This window comes from Thalassobius vesicularis (assembly GCF_004799325.1).
GTDB lineage: Bacteria > Pseudomonadota > Alphaproteobacteria > Rhodobacterales > Rhodobacteraceae > Thalassobius > Thalassobius vesicularis.
This window is the reverse complement of sequence record NZ_SSMD01000001.1, coordinates 590,222-613,245: the sequence shown is the minus strand read 5'-3', so window position 1 is coordinate 613,245 and position 23,024 is coordinate 590,222. Positions and strand designations below refer to the sequence as shown.

Here is a 23,024-nt window from a genome sequence, read left to right as displayed (position 1 = left end):
GCGCCCGAGATTACCCGACCGCGCGCCACCCGCAAGCAGGTTCAGGCGGGCTGTTCCAGCAACGGCAACCGGGGTTGGGCCTGTATCTCGGTAAAGTTGACGGCGAATGCGCCCCCGATTAGCGGGCGGACGGAGCATGACAGGCACCCCCCGTCATCCAGCGGCAGGTTCAACGCATGTGTCAGGCCGGGGCGCAGCTCGGACAGGTCGGCCCCCGGCGCAAGGCGCGTGCGCCAAAGCCGCGTGGCGTCGGTCAGGCTCATGTCGGCAAAGGTGCTGTCGGGATCGCTGTCCCACATCACGCGATAGGCGCTGTTGGCGAACAGCAGAACCTTGGCCGACGAAAACACCGCGACCGCCTGGGGCAGCCCATCCACCACCGATTGCAGCATGTCCAACTGCGCGCGGAATCGGCGGGTCAGCAACACTTCCGAGCTGATATCCTCGAATAGGAACGCAATCGCGCCGTCCGGGTGGGGCCGGCCGCTGACGCGATAGGTCAGGCCGTTGGGCAGGCTCCACGTCTCGGCATAGCGCCCATCCGCTGCCGCATCGATCAGCTCGGTCAGGTTCTCGCGCCAGCTGCCGTAGTTCTTCGGCTCGGGCATGATCTGCATGTCGCGCAGCCGGTCAAAGAAGCTGAGCAACGAGGGGCGCGCGCTCAGGAATTCCGGAGACAGGCTCAGCAAATCGATCAGCGCGGGGTTGAACAGCGCCAACTGGCGTTTGCGGTCGAAGATCACCAGCCCGATCGACAGTTGCGCAAAGGTCTTGGTCAGGGTTTGCACGAAATTGCGTTGGGCGATTTCCGCCTGCACCACTGCGTTGATGTCGATGGCATAATGCATCCGCCCGTTTTTGGTTTTCGACGAGGTGACATCGAACCAGATGTTGCTGTCGTTGTCCTTCAACGTCAGCGACAGCCGCGTGCGGGGGTTCCCGGTGGGCGATGGCTCGGGCAGGTCAAACAGAACCGGCAGGCCGGTGCCGCTGGTCGTGTGTGCGTTGTCGGCCAGATGCAGATAAGCCTCGTTCGCCCAGGTGATCCGGTTTTCGCAGTCAGTAGCCCAGATTGGATAGGGGCTGCCCTCGACGGCTTGCGTTAGCGTGTCCATCTTGCGGTCGGACAGCAGTTTGGCGTGGATATCGGCGGGTTGCGCCAGGGTGTTTCCGGCTTGCAGCAGCGTGACGCGCGTCAGGTCGTTGATGCGTTCCAGCAGCAGTTCGGCGTCATCCTCGGGGATATTGGTCGGGCAGGTGATGATATCGGCGTCCATCTCCTCGGGGGCTTCGGGCAGGCTGGGAAAACGCGGCATCAGCACTTCGCGCAGTTGCTCCCAATCGGTGGCACCCCTGCCCTGCCCGGTCTCCAGCAGCCATTCGCCCCCGCCCGAGGCATTCAGCAGGCGCCGCCCTTCGAACAGAAAGCGCGCATCGTGGTCTGGCAAACCGCGCGCGGACCGGACCGGGCGCACATGTGTCATGATGTGATAGGCGGCGGCCCCGGCAGCGGTTGCAGAGAACAACGAGGTTAGCAGGATCGTGGTCAACGCAATCATGGCGCCCCCGGGTGGAAATACTCGGAGAGGTTGCGGAGACAAAGGTTAACAAAAGGTTAACATCACAAGCTTTCAGAGGCTTAGAGGCTTGTTTTCACCCAACGGAACAACATTTTCCCCGATTTGCGCGTCAATTTTCGTGCGCGGCCAAACAACCTCTACGATAGCGCCGATCTGCTGAGTCGGATTGTGACGATGCGACCCCGGTTCGCGCCCGTTCGCAAAGCTCAGCTCGGCCCCGGACCGTTCCAGCAACGTCTTTGCGATGAACAGGCCCAGACCCATGCCCTCGTATTCCGGGCGCTGGGCGTGGTCTGCGGAACTGCGTCGCCGCCGCATGAATGGATCGCCGATCTTGCCGATCAGATGCGCGGGGTATCCGGCCCCGTCGTCCATGATGCGGATGACGATGGTGTCGTCGCTCCACTCGGTTTCGACCCAGACGTTATCGGTGGCGAAATCCACGCCGTTCTGGATCAGGTTCCGCAGCCCGTGGATGATTTCCGGCCGCCGCAGGATCGAGGGTTGCTGGGTCGGGTCCAGCCCCTCGGCGTGCTGATCCAGGTGGATGTCCTTGCCGCGGCCCATATGCGGCTCGGCGGCTTCGCGGATCACGGCGGACAGTGGCGCCTGACGCATGTGCAGGTCGTCCTTACCGGCCCGGCCCATCGAGCGCATGATGTCCCGGCACCGATCCGCCTGTTCCTTGATCAGGCGCGCGTCCTCTTGCAGGTCGGGGCGGTCGTCCAGCTCCTCGATCAGCTCGGCGCTGGTCAGTTTGATCGTGGCAAGGGGCGTGCCAAGCTCATGCGCCGCCGCCGCGACGATGCCGCCGATATCGGTCAGCTTCTGTTCCCGCGACAGCGCCATATAGGTGGCCTGCAACGCGTCGGACATCGAGTGCATCTCGACCGTCACCTTGCGCGAATAAATCCCCAGGAACACCACCGCGATCACGATCGCCGCCCAGTTGCCGAACACGAAAATCTCGGGCACCCGCAGGATAAAGCCCTGTTCCGTCCGCAGCGGCAGGTGGAATTCGGCCAGCAGCGTCACCGCCAGGATCGCCGTGATCGCCAGAAACACCGTCGAGCGCAACGTCAGCGCCGAGGCCGACACCGTCACCGGCCCAAGGATCAGGATCGAGAACGGATTGTGCAGGCCACCGGTCAGGTACAGCAGCAGGCTCAGTTGCAGCAGGTCGAACAGAACCATCAGCAGGTTTTCGTTTTCCGTCAGGCGCTTGCTTTGCGGAAAGATGAACATCGCGATCAGGTTGCCGACGACGGACACGCTGACCACCAGCAGGCACAGACCGAATTCCAGCTTCAGGTTCAGCACGTGTTGGGCGACCAGTAGGGCAATCACCTGGCCCGCAATGGCAACCCAGCGCAGCAGCGTGATCGTGCGCAACTTGATCCAGTTGCCGCGGTCGCGGCCCTTGGTCACCCCGAAATTCGTCTGGTTCATGTGCGCCGCTTCGTCCCGTTGAACTTTGGGGTTCAGTGTTAAATATGCATGGACAACAGATCAATAACGTTCCCGAGGAGGGAATCCCATGTCCCGCGCCCTGATTGCCGTCACCTCTGCCGTTGCCGTTGCCGCCATGCTGGGCGCCACTTGGTACGTGTCCTCGGGGCCCGACCAGACGGACAAGTACGCGCAATGCCGGACCGGGGCTGTCGCGGGCGGAACCTCGCAGATCGGCGGGGCGTTCACGCTGGTGGATGAAAACGGCAAGACCGTCACCGACAAGGACGTGATCGACCAGCCCAGCCTGCTGTATTTCGGCTATACCTTCTGCCCCGACGTTTGCCCGCTGGACAATTCCCGCAACGCCGATGCGATCGAGATCCTGGAAAACCGCGGCACCATCGTGAAGCCGGTCTTCATCTCGATCGACCCGGACCGCGACACCCCCGAGGTCGTCCGCGATTTCACCGACAACCTGCACCCCCGTATGCTGGGCCTGACCGGCACGCCCGAGCAGGTGAAGGCCGCCAGCCAGGCCTATCGCACCTTCTACCAGAAACAGAAACCGGACGAAGGCGACGAGGAATACTATCTGATCGACCACTCGACCTTTGCCTATCTGGTTTTCCCCGAAGACGGGTTCATCGAGTTCTTCCGACGCGATCAGTCACCCGAAAGTATGGCCGAGCAGATCCAGTGCTTTATGGATGCCAGATAACAACCTGCGAATGTTTGACGCAGGCAACGGGCCGGGATAGAACAACTTTTAACCCATCGTAGCGGCCCGGAGGAGACTGGCATGGCTGAGGCGCATCAGGATATCGGCGAGGACAAAACCCTCCTTCTGGTGGATGACGACGAGCCGTTCCTGAAAAGACTGGCCAAAGCGATGGAAAAGCGCGGGTTCGAGGTGGAAACCGCCGGCTCTGTCGCCGCTGGTAAGGCCATCGCCACCGCCCGTCCGCCCGCCTACGCGGTCTGCGACCTGCGGCTTGAGGACGGCAATGGCCTGGACGTGGTCGAAGTGCTGCGTGAGAAACGCCCCGATTGCCGGATCGTCGTGCTGACGGGCTATGGCGCGATTGCCACCGCCGTGGCCGCGGTCAAGATCGGCGCTACTGACTATCTGTCGAAACCGGCGGATGCGACCGACATCACCAACGCGCTGCTGGCCAATGGCGATGCCCTGCCCCCGCCCCCGGAAAACCCGATGAGCGCGGATCGCGTCCGTTGGGAACATATCCAGCGCGTGTACGAACTGTGCGACCGCAACGTTTCCGAAACCGCGCGCCGGTTGAACATGCACCGCCGTACGCTGCAGCGCATCCTGGCCAAGCGTAGCCCGCGCTAAGCCATCTGCCGTAACAGATCGTCCAGCCGCGCCGTGTAGGCCGTGCGTACCTCGACCGGGGGGCGCAGGCGGATGTCCATGCCCTTGGTAAAGAACGGATCGGGCTTGCCGAACAGCTTGTTCGCCTCGGATTCCGAGAACCCGGCGATCTGGGTCGCCTCCATCCAGGCGCTGATGGTGTCGGCGCGCTTGATCTGTTTCTTGATCGCGGCCGGGATATGGGCGGGCAGCCCGAACCGGATGTGGATCGCGGCGGTCAGGCGTTGATCCAGCTCGCCGTAGGCGGGGCCGATCGCGGCCTTCACCGGGCTGATCATGTCTCCGATCACATACTCGGGCGCATCGTGCAGCAGCGCCGCCACCTGCCATTTCACACCGATGCCGGGGTTCATCCGGTTGAACAGCTGCTCGACCAGCAGCGAGTGTTCGGCCACCGAATAGGCATAGTCGCCCAGCGTCTGCCCGTTCCAGCGGGCGACAAAGGCCAGACCGTGGGCGATGTCCTCGATCTCGATATCCATCGGAGTCGGGTCCAGCAGATCCAGCCGTCGGCCGGACAGCATGCGTTGCCATGCGCGGGGGGGCTTTGCCATGTCTACCTCAGGGTTTTGCCCCGGTTATAGCACCCGATCCGCCGGGGCAAAGACCCTGTTGGCGTGCAGCTTGCGTTTCAGCTCGTACCCCAGGTGGCCCAGCCGCGCCTTGATCCAGCGTTTGTGGCGGAACTCCTCTAGGATCAGGATCGGCTGGCAACGGGCGATCAGCCGCAAGGCCCCGTCCAGCGCCGCGCGCTCGTGCCCTTCGACGTCCAGTTGCAGGATGCTGATGCGCCGGTCATCCGGGATCACCGTGTCCAGCTGGATCGCCGGAACGGTTTCTACGCCGGGCCCGTCCTCGGTCACGTAACGGCTGTGCCCGCCCAGCGGATTGCCCTGCGCATCACGCGTCCGGAACCGGATCGGCGCGTCCGAGTTTGATACGGCGGCATGGGTCAGCACCACGTTTTCCAACCCATTCAGCGCAATGGTCCGCGTCGCATGGGCGTAGGAATTCGGGTTCGGCTCGAACGCCCAGATCCGGGCGTCGGGGGCGATTGCCGCACTCAGCCCCGGCAGGAAGTCCCCGAAGAACGTGCCGGCATGGATGATATCGCCATCCCCCGCGTGCTCGCGCATGAAGCGGATCGTCTCGGGCTCATAGACCTGTCCGTCAGTCACCAGCCGCACGGCGGGGCGATGCTCCAACCCCTCGGGGACCGAGTAGCGCCCGTATTCGTTGCTGGCCAGGATTTCCGGAAACTTGTCCATATCGCCGCTCGTACCGCCCAATACCCGCAAAGAACCATCCAGCAGGCCCTTTGGCAAGGATTTGACCCGGCGCTTGTCATTGTTACATCACTGCAAGAGTGCTAGACGCCCCTCAACAACGCAGGAGCAAGACCCGTGACCGATTATATCGTCAAAGACATCGCCCTGGCCGAGTATGGCCGCAAGGAACTGGACATCGCCGAAACCGAGATGCCGGGCCTGATGGCCTGCCGCGCTGAATTCGGGGACAGCAAGCCGCTGAAAGGTGCGCGCATCGTCGGGTCTTTGCACATGACCATTCAGACGGCCGTTCTGATTGAAACCCTGGTTGCGCTGGGTGCCGACGTGCGCTGGGCGTCGTGCAACATCTTCTCGACGCAAGACCACGCAGCCGCCGCGATTGCCGCGGGCGGCACCCCGGTCTTTGCGATCAAGGGCCAGACGCTGGAGGAGCACTGGGATTATCTGGACCGCTCCTTCATGTTCCCCGAGGGCGCAAACATGATCCTGGACGATGGCGGCGACGCCACGCTGTATGTCCTGTTGGGCGCACGCGCCGAAGCCGGAGAGGACATCATCCCGGTTCCCGCCTCTGAGGAAGAGACCGTCATCAAGGCGCAGATCATGAAGCGCATGAAAGCGTCGCCCGGCTGGTTCACCAAGACCCGCGATGCGATCATCGGCGTGTCCGAGGAAACCACCACCGGCGTTCACCGCCTGTACGAGCTGCAGAAATCGGGCCGCCTGCCCTTCCCGGCGATCAACGTCAATGACTCGGTCACCAAGTCGAAGTTCGACAACAAGTATGGCTGCAAGGAATCGCTGGTCGATGGTATCCGTCGCGCCACCGACACCATGATGGCCGGTAAGGTCGCCGTGGTCTGCGGTTATGGCGATGTGGGCAAAGGCTCGGCCGCGTCGCTGCGTGGCGCCGGTGCCCGCGTGAAAGTCACCGAGATCGACCCGATCTGCGCCCTGCAAGCGGCAATGGACGGCTACGAAGTTGTCCTGCTCGAAGACGCCGTGCGCACCGCCGACATCTTTGTCACCACCACTGGCAACAAGGACGTCATCCGCATCGAGCATATGCGCGAGATGAAGGACATGGCGATCGTCGGCAACATCGGCCACTTCGACAACGAAATTCAGGTCGCGGCGCTGAAGAACCACAAGTGGACCAACATCAAGGACCAGGTGGACATGATCGAGATGCCCTCGGGCTCGCGCATCATCCTGCTGTCCGAAGGCCGCCTGCTGAACCTGGGCAATGCCACCGGCCACCCGTCGTTTGTGATGTCGGCGTCGTTCACCAACCAGGTTCTGGCCCAGATCGAGCTGTTCACCAAGGCCGACCAGTACGAGAACAAGGTCTACATCCTGCCCAAGCATCTGGACGAGAAAGTCGCCCGCCTGCATCTGGAGCGGATCGGTGTGAAACTGTCCAAACTCTCGACCGAGCAGGCGGACTATATCGGTGTCACCCCCGAAGGCCCCTTCAAGCCCGAGCATTACCGGTACTAAGAAATTCCCTCCTTCCGTTACGGAAGGGGGGAATTTTCCTCCGACGCGCCTCAGATTTGAGGCGTGGCCGGAGAAAATTCTTGTTCCAGTGGCATTACGCGATAGGCTTTGGCGCAACTCCGCGCCGGAGTTTGTTAACGAGCAATGGCACACAATGCCGTCGGAATGGGAGTATGCTCATGGGTAAACGCGATGACCTGATCGCCAAATATGCGGCAGATCTGAAAAACAAATGCGGGATGGAGCCCGATATGGACCTGCTGACCAAGGTCACTATCGGTTGCGGCCCCGCGATCTACAATGATGATGCCTCGACCGTCGCTGCCACGCAGGAAGGCGAGCTGGAGACCGTCAAAAACAACTTCTTGATCAAGAAGCTGGGCCTGGCCGACGGCCCCGCGCTGATGGACGCCATCAACTCGGTGATCGAGACCTATGGCCGTTCCGAGCGCAACAAGTACCGCGCCGTGGTCTACTACATGCTGACCAAGCATTTCGGCAAAGAATCCGTCTACGGCTGATCCTGCCCACAAGTTTTCGCAGCGCCCGCCTTGGCGGGCGTTTTGCATTTGAGGCGTATTCTAAACACTCGGTCGTTCCTTGGTTGGCGGATATGCGCTATGGTCAAGGAAAGCCGAGTCAGGATGGCCGGACCCAATCCAGTTACACGTGTGGTGAGTAGGGAGCACGTGGGGAGCGGAGGGGCCATCCAACGCCATGGCCCCTCCGTACATCATTTGAACCGCCCGCGCCGTTCGCGGTGAAAGTGGAAGAACTCGGCCCAGGCGGCGGGCGAAAACACCTTGCGCATGATATGCCGTCGATACGTGGCGCTGGTTCCCAGCCGCCGTAGATAATGCCGCGCCCAAAACAGCGTATCACGCCGCATCGCCGCCTGCGGGTCGCCAAACCGGATCAACGCCTGCGCCGCCCAACCGCTTGGTTTCAGTCCCAGCATCGCATCGGCCAACCGATCCAGATCGCGCAGCCAGTCGCCGTGGCCCGTCGCATCCAGCCGGGTTAGGGCCTGATTTCGGGTCTCTTGCGGCATCCGCAGACGATACTGCACATGATCCGCCAACAGTCGCAGGTTCAGCGTCGCGGTCTCGTGCCGCAGCTCCATCCCGTGCAGGACGTGGTGCAAAAGGCGATCTTCGGGGCAGGGGATCAGCATCCCCTCGACACGTTCTGCCCGCGCGAACATCTGGTCCGGCAGCAGCACCCCTGATACGGCATCCGAGCCGGGGCGGACGTGCAGCTCGACCGTGAACAGATGCGCGGGGCTGATGATTTGCGGCAGGTGGTGATGCGGCCCGGCGTCTTGATCCTCGTCCGGCAGACCCCATTCGGCCCGCAACAGCCGCGCCGCTTCGGCTGCGCGATCTGCGGGCACCAGCAGGTCCAGGTCGCTGATATAGCGATGCGCGGGGATGTCGTGCAGCGGGTCCAGCACATCCGCTGCGCCTTTCAGTGCCATGATGGGGATCTGGTGCGCGGTCAGAATCCCGGCGATTTCCCGCATCTGGGCCACCGCTTGCTGATTGCGGTCCGCATTGGCGCGCTGCATCTCGGCAAAGTAGATCAGCAGATCGCGGGGCAGGGCGTTGCCCAGCTCGGGCAGGCGCACGAACGCACTGTGCAGGATCGTTTGCGCGTGGCCCTGATTGGCGATGGCGGCGATCTGCTCGGGCGCGCTGGCGTTCAAGTCGCTCGGCAACGACGCAGGACAGGGCCGCCCCAGCGCGACGGCCATCAGCCCCAGCACCGCCCGATGCGGCGCCGAGGGGCACAGCCCTAGCACTGGTTCAGCAGGTCCAGACATGCAGTCACCGATTGATCCGACGCGCCATACCGCAATTGATAGGCGGGCACATGGTTCAGGAAATCCGCCAAAGGCGCAAGGTTGCTTCGGTGCGAGGCTGACAGGCGACTGCCCGCCTTCAGGGCCTGAATCAGAGCCTGTTCCGGCGCAATTCGTGTGAGTGAGAATGGCTGACCGGGTCGAAATTCCGGAAAAACCAGCGCGGAAACCGGGAAATCCGCACCCGTGTCCGGGCCATCGGCCAAGTGCAGCGGCAGGTAGCGCACGCCAACCCGCGGGCTTTGGGCGGTCAGGCCATAGCGCGCTTGCAGGCTTTTGATTTCGGGCAGATCCCAGGCCCCGGCCTTGACCCCCGCGGCGGTTGCAAAGGCCATCACGCGGCGCCCGTCCCGATGCAGCGGCACATGGTCGTCGCCCAGATAGGCGCAACCGGCGTTCACCAGCCCAAAGGTCAGCGTGGATTTGCCGTTGCCACTGTCGCCGCACAGGATCAGAGCCCGACCGTTTCGCGCGACACACCCCGCATGGAAAACGGCAGAGACATCCGCAGCGCCACAAGTGATTTCAGCGACCTCGCGCATCAGCACAAAGCGTGCGGCGTCCAGATCGATCCGGCCGGTGATCGCATCACCGTCCCGAAAGATGCCATAGCCGTCGCGATCAGCCACGGCCTCCAGCCGTCGTACGGGCCGGCCCGGCTGGGCGGGCATGTGGCCCATCACGGTGTCGATTTGCTCGGCCAGGATTCCGTCGGGCAGGTGCAGCGCCGCCGTCCCCGCCAGACCGCCCAGATCGCGCCAATGCGGCACCGGGCGGTGATCGACGGGATCGGGAAACGGCAGAGGCGTGCGATGCAGCAGGCCGGCGTCGTCCCACGCTTGCAGAACCTGATGGATGGCCGCCTCGGCCTCGGCCCGCTCGGACGGATCGGCCAGCTCTGCAGCGATCTGAGCCGCCGTCAGCCCGTCATTGACGCCCTTGGCGATCTCGCGCCCAAACTCATTGCTTAGCACGATCGCGCCCGAGGTCGGGGCATGCAGGGCAACCGCCTCCCCCAACGGGTGAGCGTGTATCAATGGCATGGGTTTGCGCTAGTCATAGGTCTTTTCCCAGTGATCCGGCAGGTTCCGGTTCTCGGGGAAATCCTGCCAGCCGCCATATTCGGGCGCTTGTCTGGTGTCTTGATAGCCCAGGAACCAGCACAGCCACCAGGGATAGTGATCCCGGCATTTCCAGTTGCTGGCGGCGGCTTGGGCCAGTGCCTCGGTGGCGGAAATCGCGACAACGGTTGCCCCGGCGGCCAAGGACGAATACTTGCCCACGGATTTCAGAACCTCGCGCCGGGTCAGGTAACGTTGTCCCTCGGGGGGGTCTGGATTTTCAAACATTGGGTACTTTCAAAATTCACCGTTACGAAGGGTGGCTTAGCCGCGACCGCCACCGCGGCCACCACCTCCGCCGCCTCCGCCACCGCCGCCAAAGCACCAGTGCGGCGGGTTCGGAGTGCTGCATGCGGCCTGTGCGGCGGCTTCCTCGGCGCTAAGCGCAACAAGGGCCGCGCCGGACGCAGCAAGTGAATATTTCCCCACGGCACGCAGGGCTTCGCGACGCGTGAACGCGCTGTCTGATTGGGATGCCTGTGTCATACTCTGCTCTTTTTTGGTGCAAAGTAGCACAATTATGCCCGTGCAAGAACCCGGAAAGTACCAGGTTTACCTTCCGAAACATCGGGGTGGGGGGTTCTTGTTTTCACACGGGTTGCTAGAGGCGTTGCTGGCCAGTGCCTCTTGCGCTGTCATGGCGACAACCGCAGCCCCGGTGGCTGCGCCCATGTATTTTCCGACGGATGCCAATACGTCGCGGCGCGAATACTGTTCGCGCCCGGACTCTTGCTCGCTCATGACCTGCCTCGTGGTCGATTTTTTCAAATCGATAGCATGAACCCAAGGGTTTGTCGCGGGAAACTACGCAGGTTCAGGGGGTCAGTCGTTGGTCTCGAACGACTTGAAGTCGTATTTCGGATTGTTGTTCGGATCTTGGCCAAGGCCAAAGGCGTTGCCATTTCCGTTGCCCCGGCCGTTCCCGTTCCCGTTCCCGCCACCATTGCCATTTCCAGTGCCAGTTCCGGTGCTGGTTGACCCGGTCGAGCCGCCGCCGCCATTGCCCGGATTGCCCCCTGTGGCGCACCACCAAGGTGGGTTCTGGCGGCTGCATGCGGCCTGGGCTGCGGCTTCCTCGGCGGACAGGGCGACGACCGAGGCCCCGCTCAGCGCAACGGAATACTTGCCAACGGCGCGCAATGCGTCGCGGCGAGAGTATGTTTTGCTGCCCTTGGGGGTGTCGGTCATAGCCTGATCGTCTTTGCTTTCGCAAATTCTAACAGGCAATCCTCCGGGGCGACAGGCCCAACTGATTATTCAGCCGGTACCGCACGTTGCGGGCCGATCAGCGCGCGGCCCTCGACCCGGCGATCTAGCAGGGCATGGGCGGCATCCGTGTTGCGCGCCGCAATCGCACCGCGAAGATCGCGCAAGGCGACGGCCATTTCCAGCTCGGACAGCCCGCGTTCGGGCGAGCGCATGATCTTGCCATGCGGTGTCGTCATCATGTCCTCGTCCAGCTTTTCGCCGGGGCGCAGGCCGGTATAGACGATCTCGATGTCGCCCTCGGCTGCGAAAGAACCCGCCAGCAGCACCAGTCGCACCGCCTCGGAAATCGTCATGAAATAGCGCGACACCTCGGGGTGGGTTACCGTCACCGGCCCGCCGCGCCCGATCTGTTCGCGGAACATCGGTACCACCGACCCGGACGATCCCAGCACGCGTTTGCGGGCGGTGCCCATCTCGTACAGGTGGATCACCGACTGCCGCAGCACCAGTCGTGCCAGGATCGTCAGCGCCAGGCAGGACAGCCCGAACAAGGCGCCGAACCGGGCGGGCAGGGGATGTCCAGCCATCGCGGGCAGGGTCATCGCCGCAACCGCCACAGCCACGGCGACCAGACCGGACTGCAGGATCTCAGGGCCGCGATAGGCGATCAGCCGGGCATGGTTCAGCCCCAGCGCCAGGCAAGCGACCGCATAGGCGGCCCCCCTCGGCCCCCATCGGGATCAGCGCCTTGTGCGCACGCGTCAGGTCGCGCACCAACCGGTACAGCGTCGTGACGCGGCCCGAGTCGGGCAAGCCTTGCGCGCGGTTTTTCGCTGGACAGCATCAGCGCCGGATTCTGCCGGGTTTTTGATCGCCCCGGCCGTTCTGGACACGCGCGCACACCCGGTTTAGACAGTAGGGCGATACTCTTTCACAGGCGGTTTTCCCTATGTCCCGTTCCCTGTTCGGCACCGATGGCGTGCGCGGCCTGACCAACACCCACCCGATGACCGCCGAGCTGGCGATGAAACTGGGCGCCGCTGCGGGCCGCTATTTCCGCCGCGACCAGCAGGACCACCGCGTCGTGATCGGCAAGGACACGCGCCTGTCGGGCTACATGCTGGAAAACGCGCTGACGGCTGGGTTCACCTCGACGGGGATGAACGTGTACCTGCTGGGGCCGATGCCGACGCCGGCGATTGGCTACCTGACGCGCTCGATGCGGGCGGATGTGGGCGTGATGATCTCGGCCAGTCACAACCCGGCCTATGACAACGGGATCAAGTTCTTTGGCCCCGACGGTTTCAAACTGTCCGACGACGCCGAGATCGAGATCGAGCGCCTGCTGAACGAAGGCGTCGCCCTTGCCGCGCCGGAAAACATCGGCCGCGCCAAGCGGATCGACGATGTTCTGGGCCGCTATGTCGAATACGCCAAGACGACCTTCCCGCGCGGGCTGCGTCTGGACGGGCTGCGCGTCGTGCTGGATTGCGCCAACGGGGCTGCCTACAAGGCCGCGCCCAACGTGCTGTGGGAACTTGGGGCCGAGGTGATCTCGATCGGCGTCACGCCCAATGGCCACAACATCAACCAGGAATGCGGCTCTACCTCGCCCGAGGCCGCCGCCCGCAAGGTGCGCGAGACCCGCGCCAATCTGGGCATCTGTCTGGATGGTGACGCTGACCGCGTGATCATTCTGGACGAAACCGGCAAGGTCGCGGACGGGGACCAGATCATGGGCCTGATCGCCTCGATGTGGGCGCGCGAGGGGCTGCTGCAGGGTGGCTCTCTGGTCGCCACGGTGATGTCGAACCTGGGGCTAGAGCGGTTCCTGAATGACCAGAACATCGGGCTGGAGCGCACCGCCGTCGGTGACCGCTACGTCGTCGAACGCATGCGCGAAGGCGGCTTCAACCTGGGCGGCGAACAGTCCGGCCACATCGTGATGACCGACTACGCCACCACCGGCGACGGCCTGATCGCTGCGTTGCAATTCCTGCGCGCGATGGTCGAAACCGGCAAACCCGCCAGCGCGTTGACCAAGGTTTTCGACCCGGTCCCGCAAATCCTGCGCAATGTCCGCTTCACCAAGGGCAAAACCCCGCTAGAGGCCGACTGCGTTCAGGCCGCGATTGCGGACGGGGAAAAGACGCTTGGCAAATCCGGCCGCCTGCTGATCCGCAAATCCGGCACCGAACCCCTGATCCGCGTCATGGGCGAGGCCGAGGACGAGGCGCTGCTCGACACGATCATCACCAAGATCTGCGACGCCGTGGAATCGGTGGCCTGATCACAACAGGCTCAGCACCAGCCCGGCCAGCGCACTGCCCCCCACCGCATAACCGCCGTCGATCAACAGCAACGCCAACGGACGCCCGGCAAAGGCATAGCACGTCGCCAGCCACGGCGTGGCAAAGAACAGCCCCACGGCCAGCCCGCCCAGCAGCCCTTCGTCCCAGCCGGTGACACCGATCTGGTCGAACACGAACCGCATCATCCCCGCCACCAGCAGGCAGGAGGCAAACGCCACGATATACGGCAACGGCGCGCCCTTGTTCAGCGGTTGCCCCGTCGCATCCGTGGCAATCCCGGCTGCGCGCACCCAATGACGGGCCAGCGCCATGTACCACACCGCCCCGAACCCGTAGGCGGCCAGTGCCGCGACCAGTATTCCCAGATGCTGCATTTCGTGCCTCAAACAGTCTCTAACAAGGGCTTATTCAATCCCCGCCATAGCGCAGACCGTCGCCCATTCCTGCGCCGTCACTGGCTGCACGGACAGGCGAGAGTTCTTGACCAGCACCATCTCGGCCAGCGCGGGCGTGGCCTTGATCTGCTCTAGCGTAACGGGGGTTTTGACGGGTTTCACCGCCTTGATGTCCACGCATTCCCAACGCGGATCGTCGGTGGTGCTGTCGGGATGGGCCAGGGCGATCACCTCGACCACGCCCACCACCGCCTTGTCCGTCTGCGAGTGATAGAAGAAGCCCCGGTCCCCCAGGGCCATCTCTCGCATGAAGTTGCGCGCCTGATAGTTGCGCACGCCGTTCCATTCCTCGCCCGAGTCCCCCTTGGCGAGTTGGTCGTCCCAGCTCCAGGTGTCGGGTTCGGATTTGAACAGCCAGTAGCGCATCAGCCGATGACCTTTTTCCACTGGATCAGCTCGACGCCGCTGAACAGCCCGGCCTTGGCATAGGGATCGCCCGCGGCCCATGCTTTGGCATCGGCCATCGTTTCGACGTCCAGAATGACCAGCGAGCCCGCCATCTCACCCGCATCATCCAGAAGCGGCCCGGCCTGAGCCACGATCCCCGTCGCCTCGATATAGGCCAGGTGATCGGCGCGGTTGGCCTTGCGGATTTCCAGTGCGCCGGGTTTGTCACGGGCAATCAGGGCTACGTACATTTTTGGTCTCCGATCTTACGATTCTCGCGGTTAACGCAAGGTTGAGGGAACGCGCGAAGCCGTCAAGCCTTGGCGCCTTTCTTGCCGCCGCCCAGCAAGGCCGGGCTGCGTTTGTCCAACGGCCAGCGCGGGCGCGCGGCCAGGGTCATATCGTCGGTTTCACCGGCCAGAAAACGCTCGGCCCCGGCATAGGCGATCATCGCCGCGTTATCGGTGCACAGCCGCAGGGGTGGCGCAGTAAAGCGCACGCCGTTTTCGGCGCAAACAGTCTCTAACCTTGCACGAATGGCCTGATTTGCGGCCACGCCACCGGCGACGGCCAGAACAGGCTCAGCAGGGTTCAGGGCCATGTACTCAGCAATGGCGCGGCGGGTTTTCTCGGCCAGCACGTCGCAGATTGCGGCTTGAAACCCGGCACTCATGTCCGCGCGGTCCTGCCGCGTCAGCCCGCCTTTTTCGGCAATCACCGCGTCGCGAGTCCGCAGCAGAGCGGTTTTCAGCCCCGAGAAGGACATGTCACACCCCGGCCGATCCAGCAAAGGCCGCGGGAAAGGAAACCGTTTTAAATCACCGACTTGGGCGTCGTTTTCCACCGACGGCCCACCTGGTTGCGGCAGTCCCAGCAGGCGCGCGGTCTTGTCGAACGCCTCACCCGGGGCGTCGTCAATCGTGCCGCCCAGTCGGGTGAAATCATCCACGCCTTTCACGACCAGAAACTGGCAGTGCCCGCCCGAGACCAGCAGCATCAGATACGGAAACGCCACGCCATCCGTCAACCGAGGCGTCAGTGCGTGGCCGGCTAGGTGGTTCACCCCGACCAGCGGCTTGCCCGTCGCGGCGGCGATCCCCTTGGCGCACATCACGCCCGACAGCACCCCGCCGATCAGGCCCGGGCCGGCGGTGACGGCGATGGCGTCGATCCCCTCTAGCCCCGTTTCGGCCTGTGTTAGAGCCTGTTTAACGCAGGTATCCAGCTTCTCGGCGTGGGCGCGAGCGGCGATTTCGGGGACCACGCCGCCGAATGCCGCATGCAGATCCGTCTGGCCAAAGACCACCGAGGACAGGATCGTTGCGCCCTCTGATCCGACACGCACCACGGCCGCCGCGGTGTCATCGCAGCTGCTTTCGAGTCCGAGGATGGTGATCGTGCGCGTCATGGCCTTGTCCGTTGCAACGAGGGTGTATGGCAGGTAACACCAGAAGCAGCTTCAAACAATCCCGGGACGACCATGCGCCCCACGATCCTGCTTACCAGACCCGAAGACGGCGCCGAGCGGTTTGTTCAACAGCTCAGGGATCGCTTTGGGGATATTCCGGTCGTGTTTTCACCCCTGTTGCGGATCGAACCAACCGGGCCACAGCCCGATCTGACACCCTATCGCGGGGTGATCGTGACCTCTGCCAATGGGGTGCCGAACGGTGCGATTGGGGTGCCATGTCACGTTGTCGGCCAGGCAACAGCGCAGGCTGCGCGCGCCGCCGGGCTGGACGTGCAAACGGTCGAGGCTGAGGCGCAGGCTCTGATCCGGCGGATTTTGGCTGATCGCGTGGCCGGGCCGCTGTTGCATCTGCGCGGTGAACACGCGCGTGGCGATATTGCGCAGACGCTGACCAATGCGGGCATACAGGCTGACGAAGCGGTGGTTTACGCCCAAAAGGAATGCCCGCTGACCCCGGAGGCGCAGGCGGTGTTGGATGGAAAGTCGCCCGTGTTAGTGCCGCTTTTCTCGCCCCGGACGGCCCGGATATTCGCAGCGCAGCGCCCACAGGCCCCGGTGGCCATCGCCGCGATGAGCCCCGCTGTCGCGCAGGCCCTTGGGGACGTGCCGGTGAAACTGCTGGAAATTGCAGCAACCCCGGATGCAAATGCGATGCTGGACGCGACCCAGAGACTCATGGACGCACTCGCGTGACTTGAGGCTTATGTGTTGGGGATTTAGTCTTATCTTTGGCTAAGCCATTCAGATTTCAGATTCGAAAGGAATTACCGCGGTGTCCGATCCCGACAAAGACAAGAAGACCCCCGAGGTTCCGGTCGAAGACGTTACTGAAAATGACCCTCAGGAAATCCAGGACGCCGTGATTGTCGAGGAAGAGCCGGAGGGCGAGCCTCACGACAGCGACGAGGCTGAGGGTGACGATCAGGAAGAAGACATCGTCGATGCGATCATCGAGGACACCCCGGAAGAGGTTGCCGAACTTGAGCCCGAACCCGTAGCGCAACCCGCAAGCACCCCGGCCGAAGCGCCGAAACGGTCGGGTTTTCTGCCGCTGGTTCTGGGCGGGATCGTTGCCGCTGGTCTAGGCGTCGGTGGCGCGCGTGTGATGTTCCCCGATGGATGGCCCGGAACCGGGGATTCAGCGGCGCTTGAGACGCTGACCGCGCAGCTGGCAAAGCAAACGCAACTGGTCGGTGCGCTGGAAAAACGCCTTGCCGCGCAAGAGGATAAACCCGCGCCCCAAGCCGATCTGACGCCTGTCACGAACGCCGTGGACGCCCTTCGCGCCGAAGCGGCCGATCTGGGGGCAAAACTTGCGGCGCTCGACACTCGCTTGACCGAGCTGGAAAAGCGCCCCTCCGAAGGGGGTGCCAACGCGGCCGCGGTCGAGGCGTATGAGCGCGAGGTCAAGGCCCTGCGCGACGCGATGGAGAAACAGAAATCCGAGGTAGACGCCCTTGTCGCCGCCGCCGAAGAGGACAAGGCCAGTGCCGAAGTCACCGCCCAGCAGGCGATGATCCGGTCTGCCGTCTCCCGCATTCGGATCGCGATGGACACCGGCGCCGAATTCACGGACGCGCTGTCGGATCTGAAATCCGCGGGCGTCGCCGTGCCCGGTGCTCTGACGGAAGCTGCCGAAAACGGGATTGCGACGATGGCGCAATTGTCCGCAGATTTCCCGGCCGCCGCACGCAAGGCGCTGAACGCCTCGCGCAAGGCCGCAGGGGATGGTGGGAATGTCTGGAACTTCCTGCGCAACCAGTTGGGGATGCGCTCGCTGGAACCGAAAGAGGGCACCGACCCCGATGCCGTGTTGTCGCGCGCCGAGTCCGCCTTGGCTGACGGACGTCTGAACGACGCACTGGCCGAACTGGACGTGCTGCCCGAAGAAGGCCGCGTGGAACTGACCGATTGGATGGCAGCAGCTACCCGTCGTGCCGAGGCTGTCGCCGCAGCCGAAGATCTGAGCGCCCAGGTGGCGTCGAACTGAGAGGGAAACGAACATGCTGTGGTCTCTGATTAAGATTGTCGTTTTCGTCGCCCTCGTTGGTGCGGCAACGCTGGGTGCGGGGTATCTGCTGGAGCTGGAAGGCGGCGTTCGCGTTGCCGTCGGCGGGATCGAGCTGAACCTGACCCCCCTGAACGCGGTTCTGGCGCTGCTGATGATGGTCGTCGCGATCTGGCTGCTGCTCAAGCTGGCCTCGCTGACCGTCGCGGTGCTGAAATTCCTCAACGGGGACGAAACCGCCCTGTCGCGCTACTTCGACCGCAACCGCGAGCGGAAGGGCTACAAGGCCCTGACCGAAGGGATGATGGCCCTTGCCTCGGGCGAGGCGCGTTTGGCCATGTCCAAGGCCGCCAAGGCCGAGAAATACCTGGATCAGCCAGAGTTGACCAACCTGCTGACCGCGCAGGCCGCTGAAATGGCCGGCGACCGCAAGAAGGCCGAGGAAACCTACAAAAAGCTGCTGTCGGATGACCGCACGCGTTTCGTCGGTGTCCGTGGGATCATGAAACAGAAGCTGGCCGATGGTGACACCGACACCGCGCGGAAACTGGCGGAAAAAGCGATCACGCTGCGTCCCAAGCACGAAGAAACGCAGGACATCCTGCTGAAACTGCAGGCGCAGGCGCGCGATTGGTCCGGTGCCCGCGAAACCCTGAGCCTGAAGCTGAAACAAGGCACCCTGCCGCGTGACGTGCACAAGCGGCGCGATGCCGTGCTGGCCTTGTCGCAGGCCAAGGGCGTGCTGGACGAAGGCAACGATATTGACGCCCGCGAAGCCGCGATCGAGGCGAACCGCCTGTCGCCCGACCTGATCCCCGCCGCCTGCTACGCTGCGCGTGGGTATATCGAAAAGGGCAAGCCCAAGCTGGCGACTCGCATCCTGAAAAAAGCGTGGGAGGCCCAGCCGCACCCCGATCTGGCCGCTGCTTTCGCCGCGATCGTGCCGAATGAAACCCCGGCCGAGCGCCTGAAACGCTTTCAGCTGCTGCTGAAAATCCACCCCGAAAACAGCGAAACCCGTCTGATCGAAGCCGAGCTGCAGATCGCCGCCGAGGATTTCCCGGCTGCGCGCCGCGCTCTTGGCTCTCTGGTCGACGAAAACCCCGACTCGCGCGCCCTGACGATCATGGCCGCGGTGGAGCGGGGCGAGGGTGCGTCGGATCAGGTGGTCAAGGGCTGGCTGGCCCGTGCGCTGACCGCGCCGCGCGGTCCGCAATGGGTCTGCACGAACTGCCATAACATCCATTCCGAATGGGTGCCGGTCTGTGAAAACTGCCAGGCCTTCGACACGCTGGAATGGAAAGCCCCGCCGGCGTCCGAGGTCAGCTCGGCCACCGGCGTGGCGATGCTGCCCCTGATCGTCGGCGCGCTGGAGGATCACAGCGGTGAAGCTGACGACAGCACCGAAGGCACGGCGGATGACGTGGTTCTGGACGCCGAGATCGTCGAGGACAACCCCCATATGCCCGACGATCCGGGCGTGCAAAAATAGGTCTTTCCCAAGCCTGACCGGGGTGTTATAGCCCCGGTCCACAAGGCGGCGTTACGCGCCCGCCTTCCCGGAAGTGCCGGTGTAGCTCAGCTGGTAGAGCACGTCATTCGTAATGATGGGGTCGGGGGTTCGAGTCCCTTCACCGGCACCACTTCCTCCCCTCCGACAGGTCAGGCCCTCTTGACAGACCCCCCTGTCTGCTGCGCATGAATAATTTGATCAAATACGCAGTGAACATACGCAGGGCTAGCCCATGACTCCCCCTTCCGGCGCGCAATTGTCCGAAGCCACCGCCTTTCTGGACACCCACCCCGAGGTCGAGGCGATCGACATCGTCCTGATCGACGCCCACGGGATCGGGCGCGGCAAGATCATCCGCCGGCATGAACTGGAAGGGTTGTACAAGAACGGCCGCGGGATGCCCGGATCGCTGTTCGCACAGGACGTGGACGGAGACGATGTCGAGGCCGCGCTGGCCACTCAGAACGACGGCGGCGGTGACAGCTGGTGCTGGCCGGTGCCGGGGACGCTGGGGTACATCCCCTCGACCGGGCGCGGCATGGTGCTGCTGGGCATGTACGACCGCGACGGCACTCCGCACCCCGGCGATCCGCGTCACGCCATGCTGGCCCAGATCGCCCGCGCCCAGTCCGCCGGGTTCACCCCGATGGGCGCGCTGGAGCTGGAGTTCTATCTGGTCAGCCGCGATGCCGATGGCCGCGTCCACCCCGCCACCTACCCCCTGACCGAGCGCCGCAGCCACGCCACCAACACCATGTCCGTGGACGAGCTGGACGAGATGGCCCCCTTCTTTGATGCCGTCTATGCCGCTGGCAAACAGATGGACCTGCCGCTAGAGACGCTGATTTCGGAATACGCGCCCGGCCAGTACGAGCTGACCCTGCGCTACCGCGATCTGGCCCGTGCCGCCGACGACATCGTGCTGGCCAAGCGCATGATCCGCGCCACCGCCCGCCGTTTCGGGTTCGAGGCGTGCTTCATGGCGAAACCCTTCGGGGATCAGTCCGGCTCGGGGATGCACCTGCATCTGTCGCTGGCGGATGAGGCGGGCAACAACCTGTTCGCCGATCACGACGGAGAACTATCGCCCCTGATGCTGGACGCCATCGGTGGTATCCGCGCTGCAATGGCCGACACGATGCTGATCGTCGCGCCCTTCCTGAACTCGTGGCGGCGGTTCGTGTCGACGGTTTATTCCCCCGCCACCAATACCTGGGGGATCGAGGATCGTCAGGTCGCTTTGCGCGTGCCCTCGGGCGCGGCCAAGTCCCGCCATTTCGAGCACCGCATCGCGGGCGTCGACGCGAACCCCTATCTGGTTGCTGCGATCACGCTGGGCACCGCGCTGGACGGGATTGAGGCGGGGCAGGGCGCTGGCACCCCCGGCGCCGAGGGTCACACCGATCACCCGCCGCTGCCCATCGACTGGCGCGAGGCGATCGAGGCGTTCGCCGCCTCGGCCACCATGCGCCGCATTCTGGGCGCGCCACTGCATGACGGGTTCGCCGCCGTGAAGCGCGCCGAATGGCTACAAATGGCCAGCGAAGTGACCGAGGTTGAGTGGCGTCGCTACGGCTTCGTCGTCTGATCAGCTCTCGGGCAGGCCTTTCGTGCGGCCCAGCCGTTTTTGCGCGGCGATCCGGAACGGCGCGTTCGGCGCACCGAACCCGGCATAGGACGCGTCGCGCTGGACGATCTCGAAGAACATACCGCCAGCGAAACTGCGCGAGTACAGCTGAAAGAACGGGGCGCCGTTGACCTCGTCATACAGGATGTTGGCGGCCTTCATGCGGGTCAGCAGCTGTGGGTTCAGATCGAACCGGGCGGCCAGATCGGCATAGTAGTTTTCCGGGATCGGTAGCGCCTGAAAGCCCCGTTTTTGCAGGGCTTCGGCCGACTGGAAAATGTCGCTGGTCGACAGCGCGATATGCTGCACCGACGCGCCGAAGTTCCGCGCCAGGAAATCGCCCGCCAAGGTTCGGTGGGTCTCAGCGCCGTTCAGGGTGATGCGTAACGCGCCGTCACCAGCCTCGACAATCTGTGACCGCACCAACCCATCGGGGTCGATCACGTCGACCATGGGGGATTTCCGCATGTCGAACAGCGCCGTGTAGAACAGCGTCCAGCTGAGCATGTCGTCATAGCTCATGGTCTGCGCCATGTGGTCGATCCGTTGGAGGCCAGTGTCCGAGGGGGCAGAAGCCTCGGCCCGGAATTCCAGATCCCAGACGCGGGACAGGCCGCTGGCCTCATCAATGAAATGCAGAACAGAGCCTTCGAGCCCCCGGATCGCAGGGATCTGCAACTCTCCGGGGCCGATGGGCTGCTGGAACGGGCTGATGCCTAGGGCGCTGGCTCGTTGCACCGTCTGGCTGGCGGAATGGACCCGTAGGCCGATGTCGCACACACTCAGCCCGCGCGCGTTCCAGACATGGGCGGCGTGGCCCTCGGTCTCGGCGTTGACGACGATGCGGATCTCGCCTTGCTGCCACAGCTCGATCGCCTTGTTCCGGTGCTGGCCCACGCGGGCAAAGCCCAGCGAGAACAGCAGTTCGGCCATCTGTTGGGCTTCGGCACCACGGGCGGCGAACTCGATGAATTCGACCCCCTGCACCGAAATGCGGGGCGGGATTGTCGGCAGGTCAACCGGGGCTTCGGGTTCGGCCTGTCGCACGTCATCCATCAGCGCCACAAGCGAGCGATACCCGTCCCGCGACACGGTTTTCGGGTTCCCGCCGCGGAACTGGTCGTTGAAAATCTCAAGGCTGATCGGCCCGGCATAGCCCGTCGCCATCACCGCCTGCATGAAGGCGCGGACATCCAGATCGCCCTCGCCCGGCATGTTGCGGAAGTGACGCGACCAATACAGCAGGTCCATGTCGATCAGCGGCGCGTCGGCCAGCTGCACGAAAAAGATCTTGTCGCCGGGGATCGAGCGGATGGACTCGGGCGACAGTTTCCGCCCCAGCGTGTGAAAGCTGTCCAGGATCAACCCGATATTCTGGTGATCCGCGCGGCGCACGATTTCCCAGGCGTCGCGATGGTCATTGACGTGACGGCCCCAGGCCAGCGCCTCGTAGCCCACGCGCAGGCCGCGCTTGGCGGCGCGCTCGCCCAGTTCGTGCAGGTCGTTCGCGGCGCGGTCGATGCCACCCAGCGAGTTGGGATGCACGGACGAGCAGACCAGGATCAGGTCGGTGCCCAATTCCTGCATCAGGTCGAACTTACGCTCGGCCCGGTCGAATGCTTTGGACCGCAGGGGTTCCGGCAGGCATTCGAAATCGCGGAATGGCTGGAACAAGGTGATCTCCAGCCCGTGATCCCGCACCAGTCTGCCCACATCCCGCGGGCTGCCGTCATGGGCGATGAAATCCTGCTCGAAAATTTCGATCCCGTCGAAACCGGCGGCGGCGATGGCCTCCAGCTTTTCAATCAGATTGCCCGAGATCGAAACGGTGGCGATGGACGTTTTCATG

Annotated in this window: 23 protein-coding genes, 1 tRNA gene and 1 pseudogene; 10 read left to right on the top strand and 15 right to left on the bottom strand. The window is 63.8% G+C overall.

Annotated elements, in window-relative coordinates; translation table 11 throughout:
- Window positions 1-41: 41 nt before the first annotated feature.
- Together E7681_RS03030 and regB are read right to left on the bottom strand one after the other, a co-directional pair.
- Window positions 42-1,559, bottom strand: a complete 1,518-nt coding sequence (locus tag E7681_RS03030) for a PAS-domain containing protein (RefSeq protein WP_136337772.1) — start codon at window positions 1,557-1,559, stop codon at window positions 42-44.
- Between the two features lie 72 nt (window positions 1,560-1,631).
- Window positions 1,632-3,029, bottom strand: a complete 1,398-nt coding sequence (gene regB, locus E7681_RS03025) for a sensor histidine kinase RegB (protein WP_136337771.1) — start codon at window positions 3,027-3,029, stop codon at window positions 1,632-1,634.
- 88 nt (window positions 3,030-3,117) lie between these two features.
- Here regB and E7681_RS03020 point away from each other — a divergent pair, with 88 nt between their 5' ends.
- Together E7681_RS03020 and E7681_RS03015 are read left to right on the top strand one after the other, a co-directional pair.
- A complete protein-coding gene (locus tag E7681_RS03020) occupies window positions 3,118-3,750 on the top strand; it encodes an SCO family protein (protein ID WP_136337770.1) in 633 nt (210 codons plus the stop codon).
- An 81-nt stretch (window positions 3,751-3,831) separates the two neighbouring features.
- Window positions 3,832-4,383 (top strand): ActR/PrrA/RegA family redox response regulator transcription factor, encoded by a 552-nt coding sequence (locus E7681_RS03015; RefSeq protein ID WP_136337769.1) that lies wholly within the window; start codon window positions 3,832-3,834, stop codon window positions 4,381-4,383.
- Here E7681_RS03015 and E7681_RS03010 read toward each other — a convergent pair.
- On the bottom strand, window positions 4,380-4,976 hold the full coding sequence (locus tag E7681_RS03010) for an HD domain-containing protein (RefSeq protein ID WP_136337768.1): 597 nt from the start codon (window positions 4,974-4,976) through the stop codon (window positions 4,380-4,382). The two genes, E7681_RS03015 and E7681_RS03010, sit on opposite strands and share 4 nt — an antisense overlap.
- Window positions 4,977-5,000: 24 nt before the next feature.
- Window positions 5,001-5,690 (bottom strand): FkbM family methyltransferase, encoded by a 690-nt coding sequence (locus tag E7681_RS03005; protein WP_136337767.1) that lies wholly within the window; start codon window positions 5,688-5,690, stop codon window positions 5,001-5,003.
- Window positions 5,691-5,825: 135 nt separating this feature from the next.
- Here E7681_RS03005 and ahcY point away from each other — a divergent pair, with 135 nt between their 5' ends.
- Entirely contained in the window at window positions 5,826-7,211 is a 1,386-nt protein-coding gene (ahcY, locus tag E7681_RS03000) for an adenosylhomocysteinase (protein WP_136337766.1), read from the top strand.
- A gap of 179 nt (window positions 7,212-7,390) precedes the next feature.
- Window positions 7,391-7,732, top strand: coding sequence for a DUF2853 family protein (locus tag E7681_RS02995; protein WP_136337765.1), 342 nt, complete (start codon window positions 7,391-7,393; stop codon window positions 7,730-7,732).
- Window positions 7,733-7,944: 212 nt separating this feature from the next.
- Here the strand turns inward: E7681_RS02995 and E7681_RS02990 are convergent, their stop codons facing one another.
- The 6 genes and pseudogenes from E7681_RS02990 to E7681_RS02965 form a co-directional block, all read right to left on the bottom strand.
- Window positions 7,945-9,033, bottom strand: a complete 1,089-nt coding sequence (locus E7681_RS02990) for a nucleotidyltransferase family protein (protein WP_136337764.1) — start codon at window positions 9,031-9,033, stop codon at window positions 7,945-7,947.
- Window positions 9,006-10,115 (bottom strand): phosphoenolpyruvate carboxykinase (ATP), encoded by a 1,110-nt coding sequence (locus E7681_RS02985; protein WP_136337763.1) that lies wholly within the window; start codon window positions 10,113-10,115, stop codon window positions 9,006-9,008. Before E7681_RS02985 ends, E7681_RS02990 begins: the two co-directional genes overlap by 28 nt.
- 9 nt (window positions 10,116-10,124) lie before the next feature.
- Complete coding sequence (locus E7681_RS02980; protein ID WP_136337762.1) at window positions 10,125-10,421, bottom strand: hypothetical protein; 297 nt, start codon at window positions 10,419-10,421, stop codon at window positions 10,125-10,127.
- Between the two features lie 36 nt (window positions 10,422-10,457).
- On the bottom strand, window positions 10,458-10,679 hold the full coding sequence (locus E7681_RS02975; RefSeq protein ID WP_136337761.1) for a hypothetical protein: 222 nt from the start codon (window positions 10,677-10,679) through the stop codon (window positions 10,458-10,460).
- A gap of 336 nt (window positions 10,680-11,015) precedes the next feature.
- Window positions 11,016-11,381, bottom strand: coding sequence for a hypothetical protein (locus E7681_RS02970; protein ID WP_136337760.1), 366 nt, complete (start codon window positions 11,379-11,381; stop codon window positions 11,016-11,018).
- Window positions 11,382-11,446: 65 nt separating this feature from the next.
- Window positions 11,447-11,854 (bottom strand): annotated as a pseudogene (locus E7681_RS02965) (polysaccharide biosynthesis protein); the annotation flags it as partial.
- Between the two features lie 497 nt (window positions 11,855-12,351).
- On the opposite strand from E7681_RS02965, the gene glmM reads away from it, so the two are divergent.
- The gene (glmM, locus tag E7681_RS02960; protein WP_136337759.1) at window positions 12,352-13,692 is read left to right on the top strand and encodes a phosphoglucosamine mutase; all 1,341 of its coding nucleotides are present in this window, start codon (window positions 12,352-12,354) and stop codon (window positions 13,690-13,692) included.
- Here glmM and E7681_RS02955 read toward each other — a convergent pair whose 3' ends face one another.
- The 4 genes from E7681_RS02955 to tsaD all read right to left on the bottom strand — a co-directional run bounded on the left by E7681_RS02955 (window position 13,693) and on the right by tsaD (window position 15,964).
- The gene (locus E7681_RS02955; protein WP_136337758.1) at window positions 13,693-14,088 is read right to left on the bottom strand and encodes a DUF1761 domain-containing protein; all 396 of its coding nucleotides are present in this window, start codon (window positions 14,086-14,088) and stop codon (window positions 13,693-13,695) included.
- Between the two features lie 30 nt (window positions 14,089-14,118).
- Window positions 14,119-14,535, bottom strand: coding sequence for an EVE domain-containing protein (locus E7681_RS02950; RefSeq protein WP_136337757.1), 417 nt, complete (start codon window positions 14,533-14,535; stop codon window positions 14,119-14,121).
- Window positions 14,535-14,807, bottom strand: a complete 273-nt coding sequence (locus E7681_RS02945; protein ID WP_136337756.1) for a YciI family protein — start codon at window positions 14,805-14,807, stop codon at window positions 14,535-14,537. The genes E7681_RS02950 and E7681_RS02945 overlap by 1 nt, the downstream gene beginning before the upstream one ends.
- Before the next feature lie 62 nt (window positions 14,808-14,869).
- The gene (tsaD, locus tag E7681_RS02940) at window positions 14,870-15,964 is read right to left on the bottom strand and encodes a tRNA (adenosine(37)-N6)-threonylcarbamoyltransferase complex transferase subunit TsaD (protein WP_136337755.1); all 1,095 of its coding nucleotides are present in this window, start codon (window positions 15,962-15,964) and stop codon (window positions 14,870-14,872) included.
- Window positions 15,965-16,036: 72 nt separating this feature from the next.
- Here tsaD and E7681_RS02935 point away from each other — a divergent pair, with 72 nt between their 5' ends.
- The 5 genes from E7681_RS02935 to E7681_RS02915 all read left to right on the top strand — a co-directional run bounded on the left by E7681_RS02935 (window position 16,037) and on the right by E7681_RS02915 (window position 21,136).
- A complete protein-coding gene (locus tag E7681_RS02935; protein WP_136337754.1) occupies window positions 16,037-16,720 on the top strand; it encodes a uroporphyrinogen-III synthase in 684 nt (227 codons plus the stop codon).
- A gap of 79 nt (window positions 16,721-16,799) precedes the next feature.
- Entirely contained in the window at window positions 16,800-18,017 is a 1,218-nt protein-coding gene (locus E7681_RS02930; RefSeq protein ID WP_136337753.1) for a hypothetical protein, read from the top strand.
- Window positions 18,018-18,030: 13 nt separating this feature from the next.
- Window positions 18,031-19,527: a heme biosynthesis protein HemY gene (locus E7681_RS02925; protein WP_136337752.1), complete on the top strand. Its 1,497-nt coding sequence runs from the start codon at window positions 18,031-18,033 to the stop codon at window positions 19,525-19,527.
- A gap of 75 nt (window positions 19,528-19,602) precedes the next feature.
- Window positions 19,603-19,678: transfer RNA gene (locus tag E7681_RS02920), tRNA-Thr, on the top strand.
- A 102-nt stretch (window positions 19,679-19,780) separates the two neighbouring features.
- Window positions 19,781-21,136 (top strand): glutamine synthetase family protein, encoded by a 1,356-nt coding sequence (locus E7681_RS02915; RefSeq protein WP_136337751.1) that lies wholly within the window; start codon window positions 19,781-19,783, stop codon window positions 21,134-21,136.
- Here the strand turns inward: E7681_RS02915 and E7681_RS02910 are convergent, their stop codons facing one another.
- Window positions 21,137-23,023 (bottom strand): bifunctional sugar phosphate isomerase/epimerase/4-hydroxyphenylpyruvate dioxygenase family protein, encoded by a 1,887-nt coding sequence (locus tag E7681_RS02910; RefSeq protein ID WP_136337750.1) that lies wholly within the window; start codon window positions 23,021-23,023, stop codon window positions 21,137-21,139.
- Window position 23,024 lies beyond the last annotated feature (1 nt).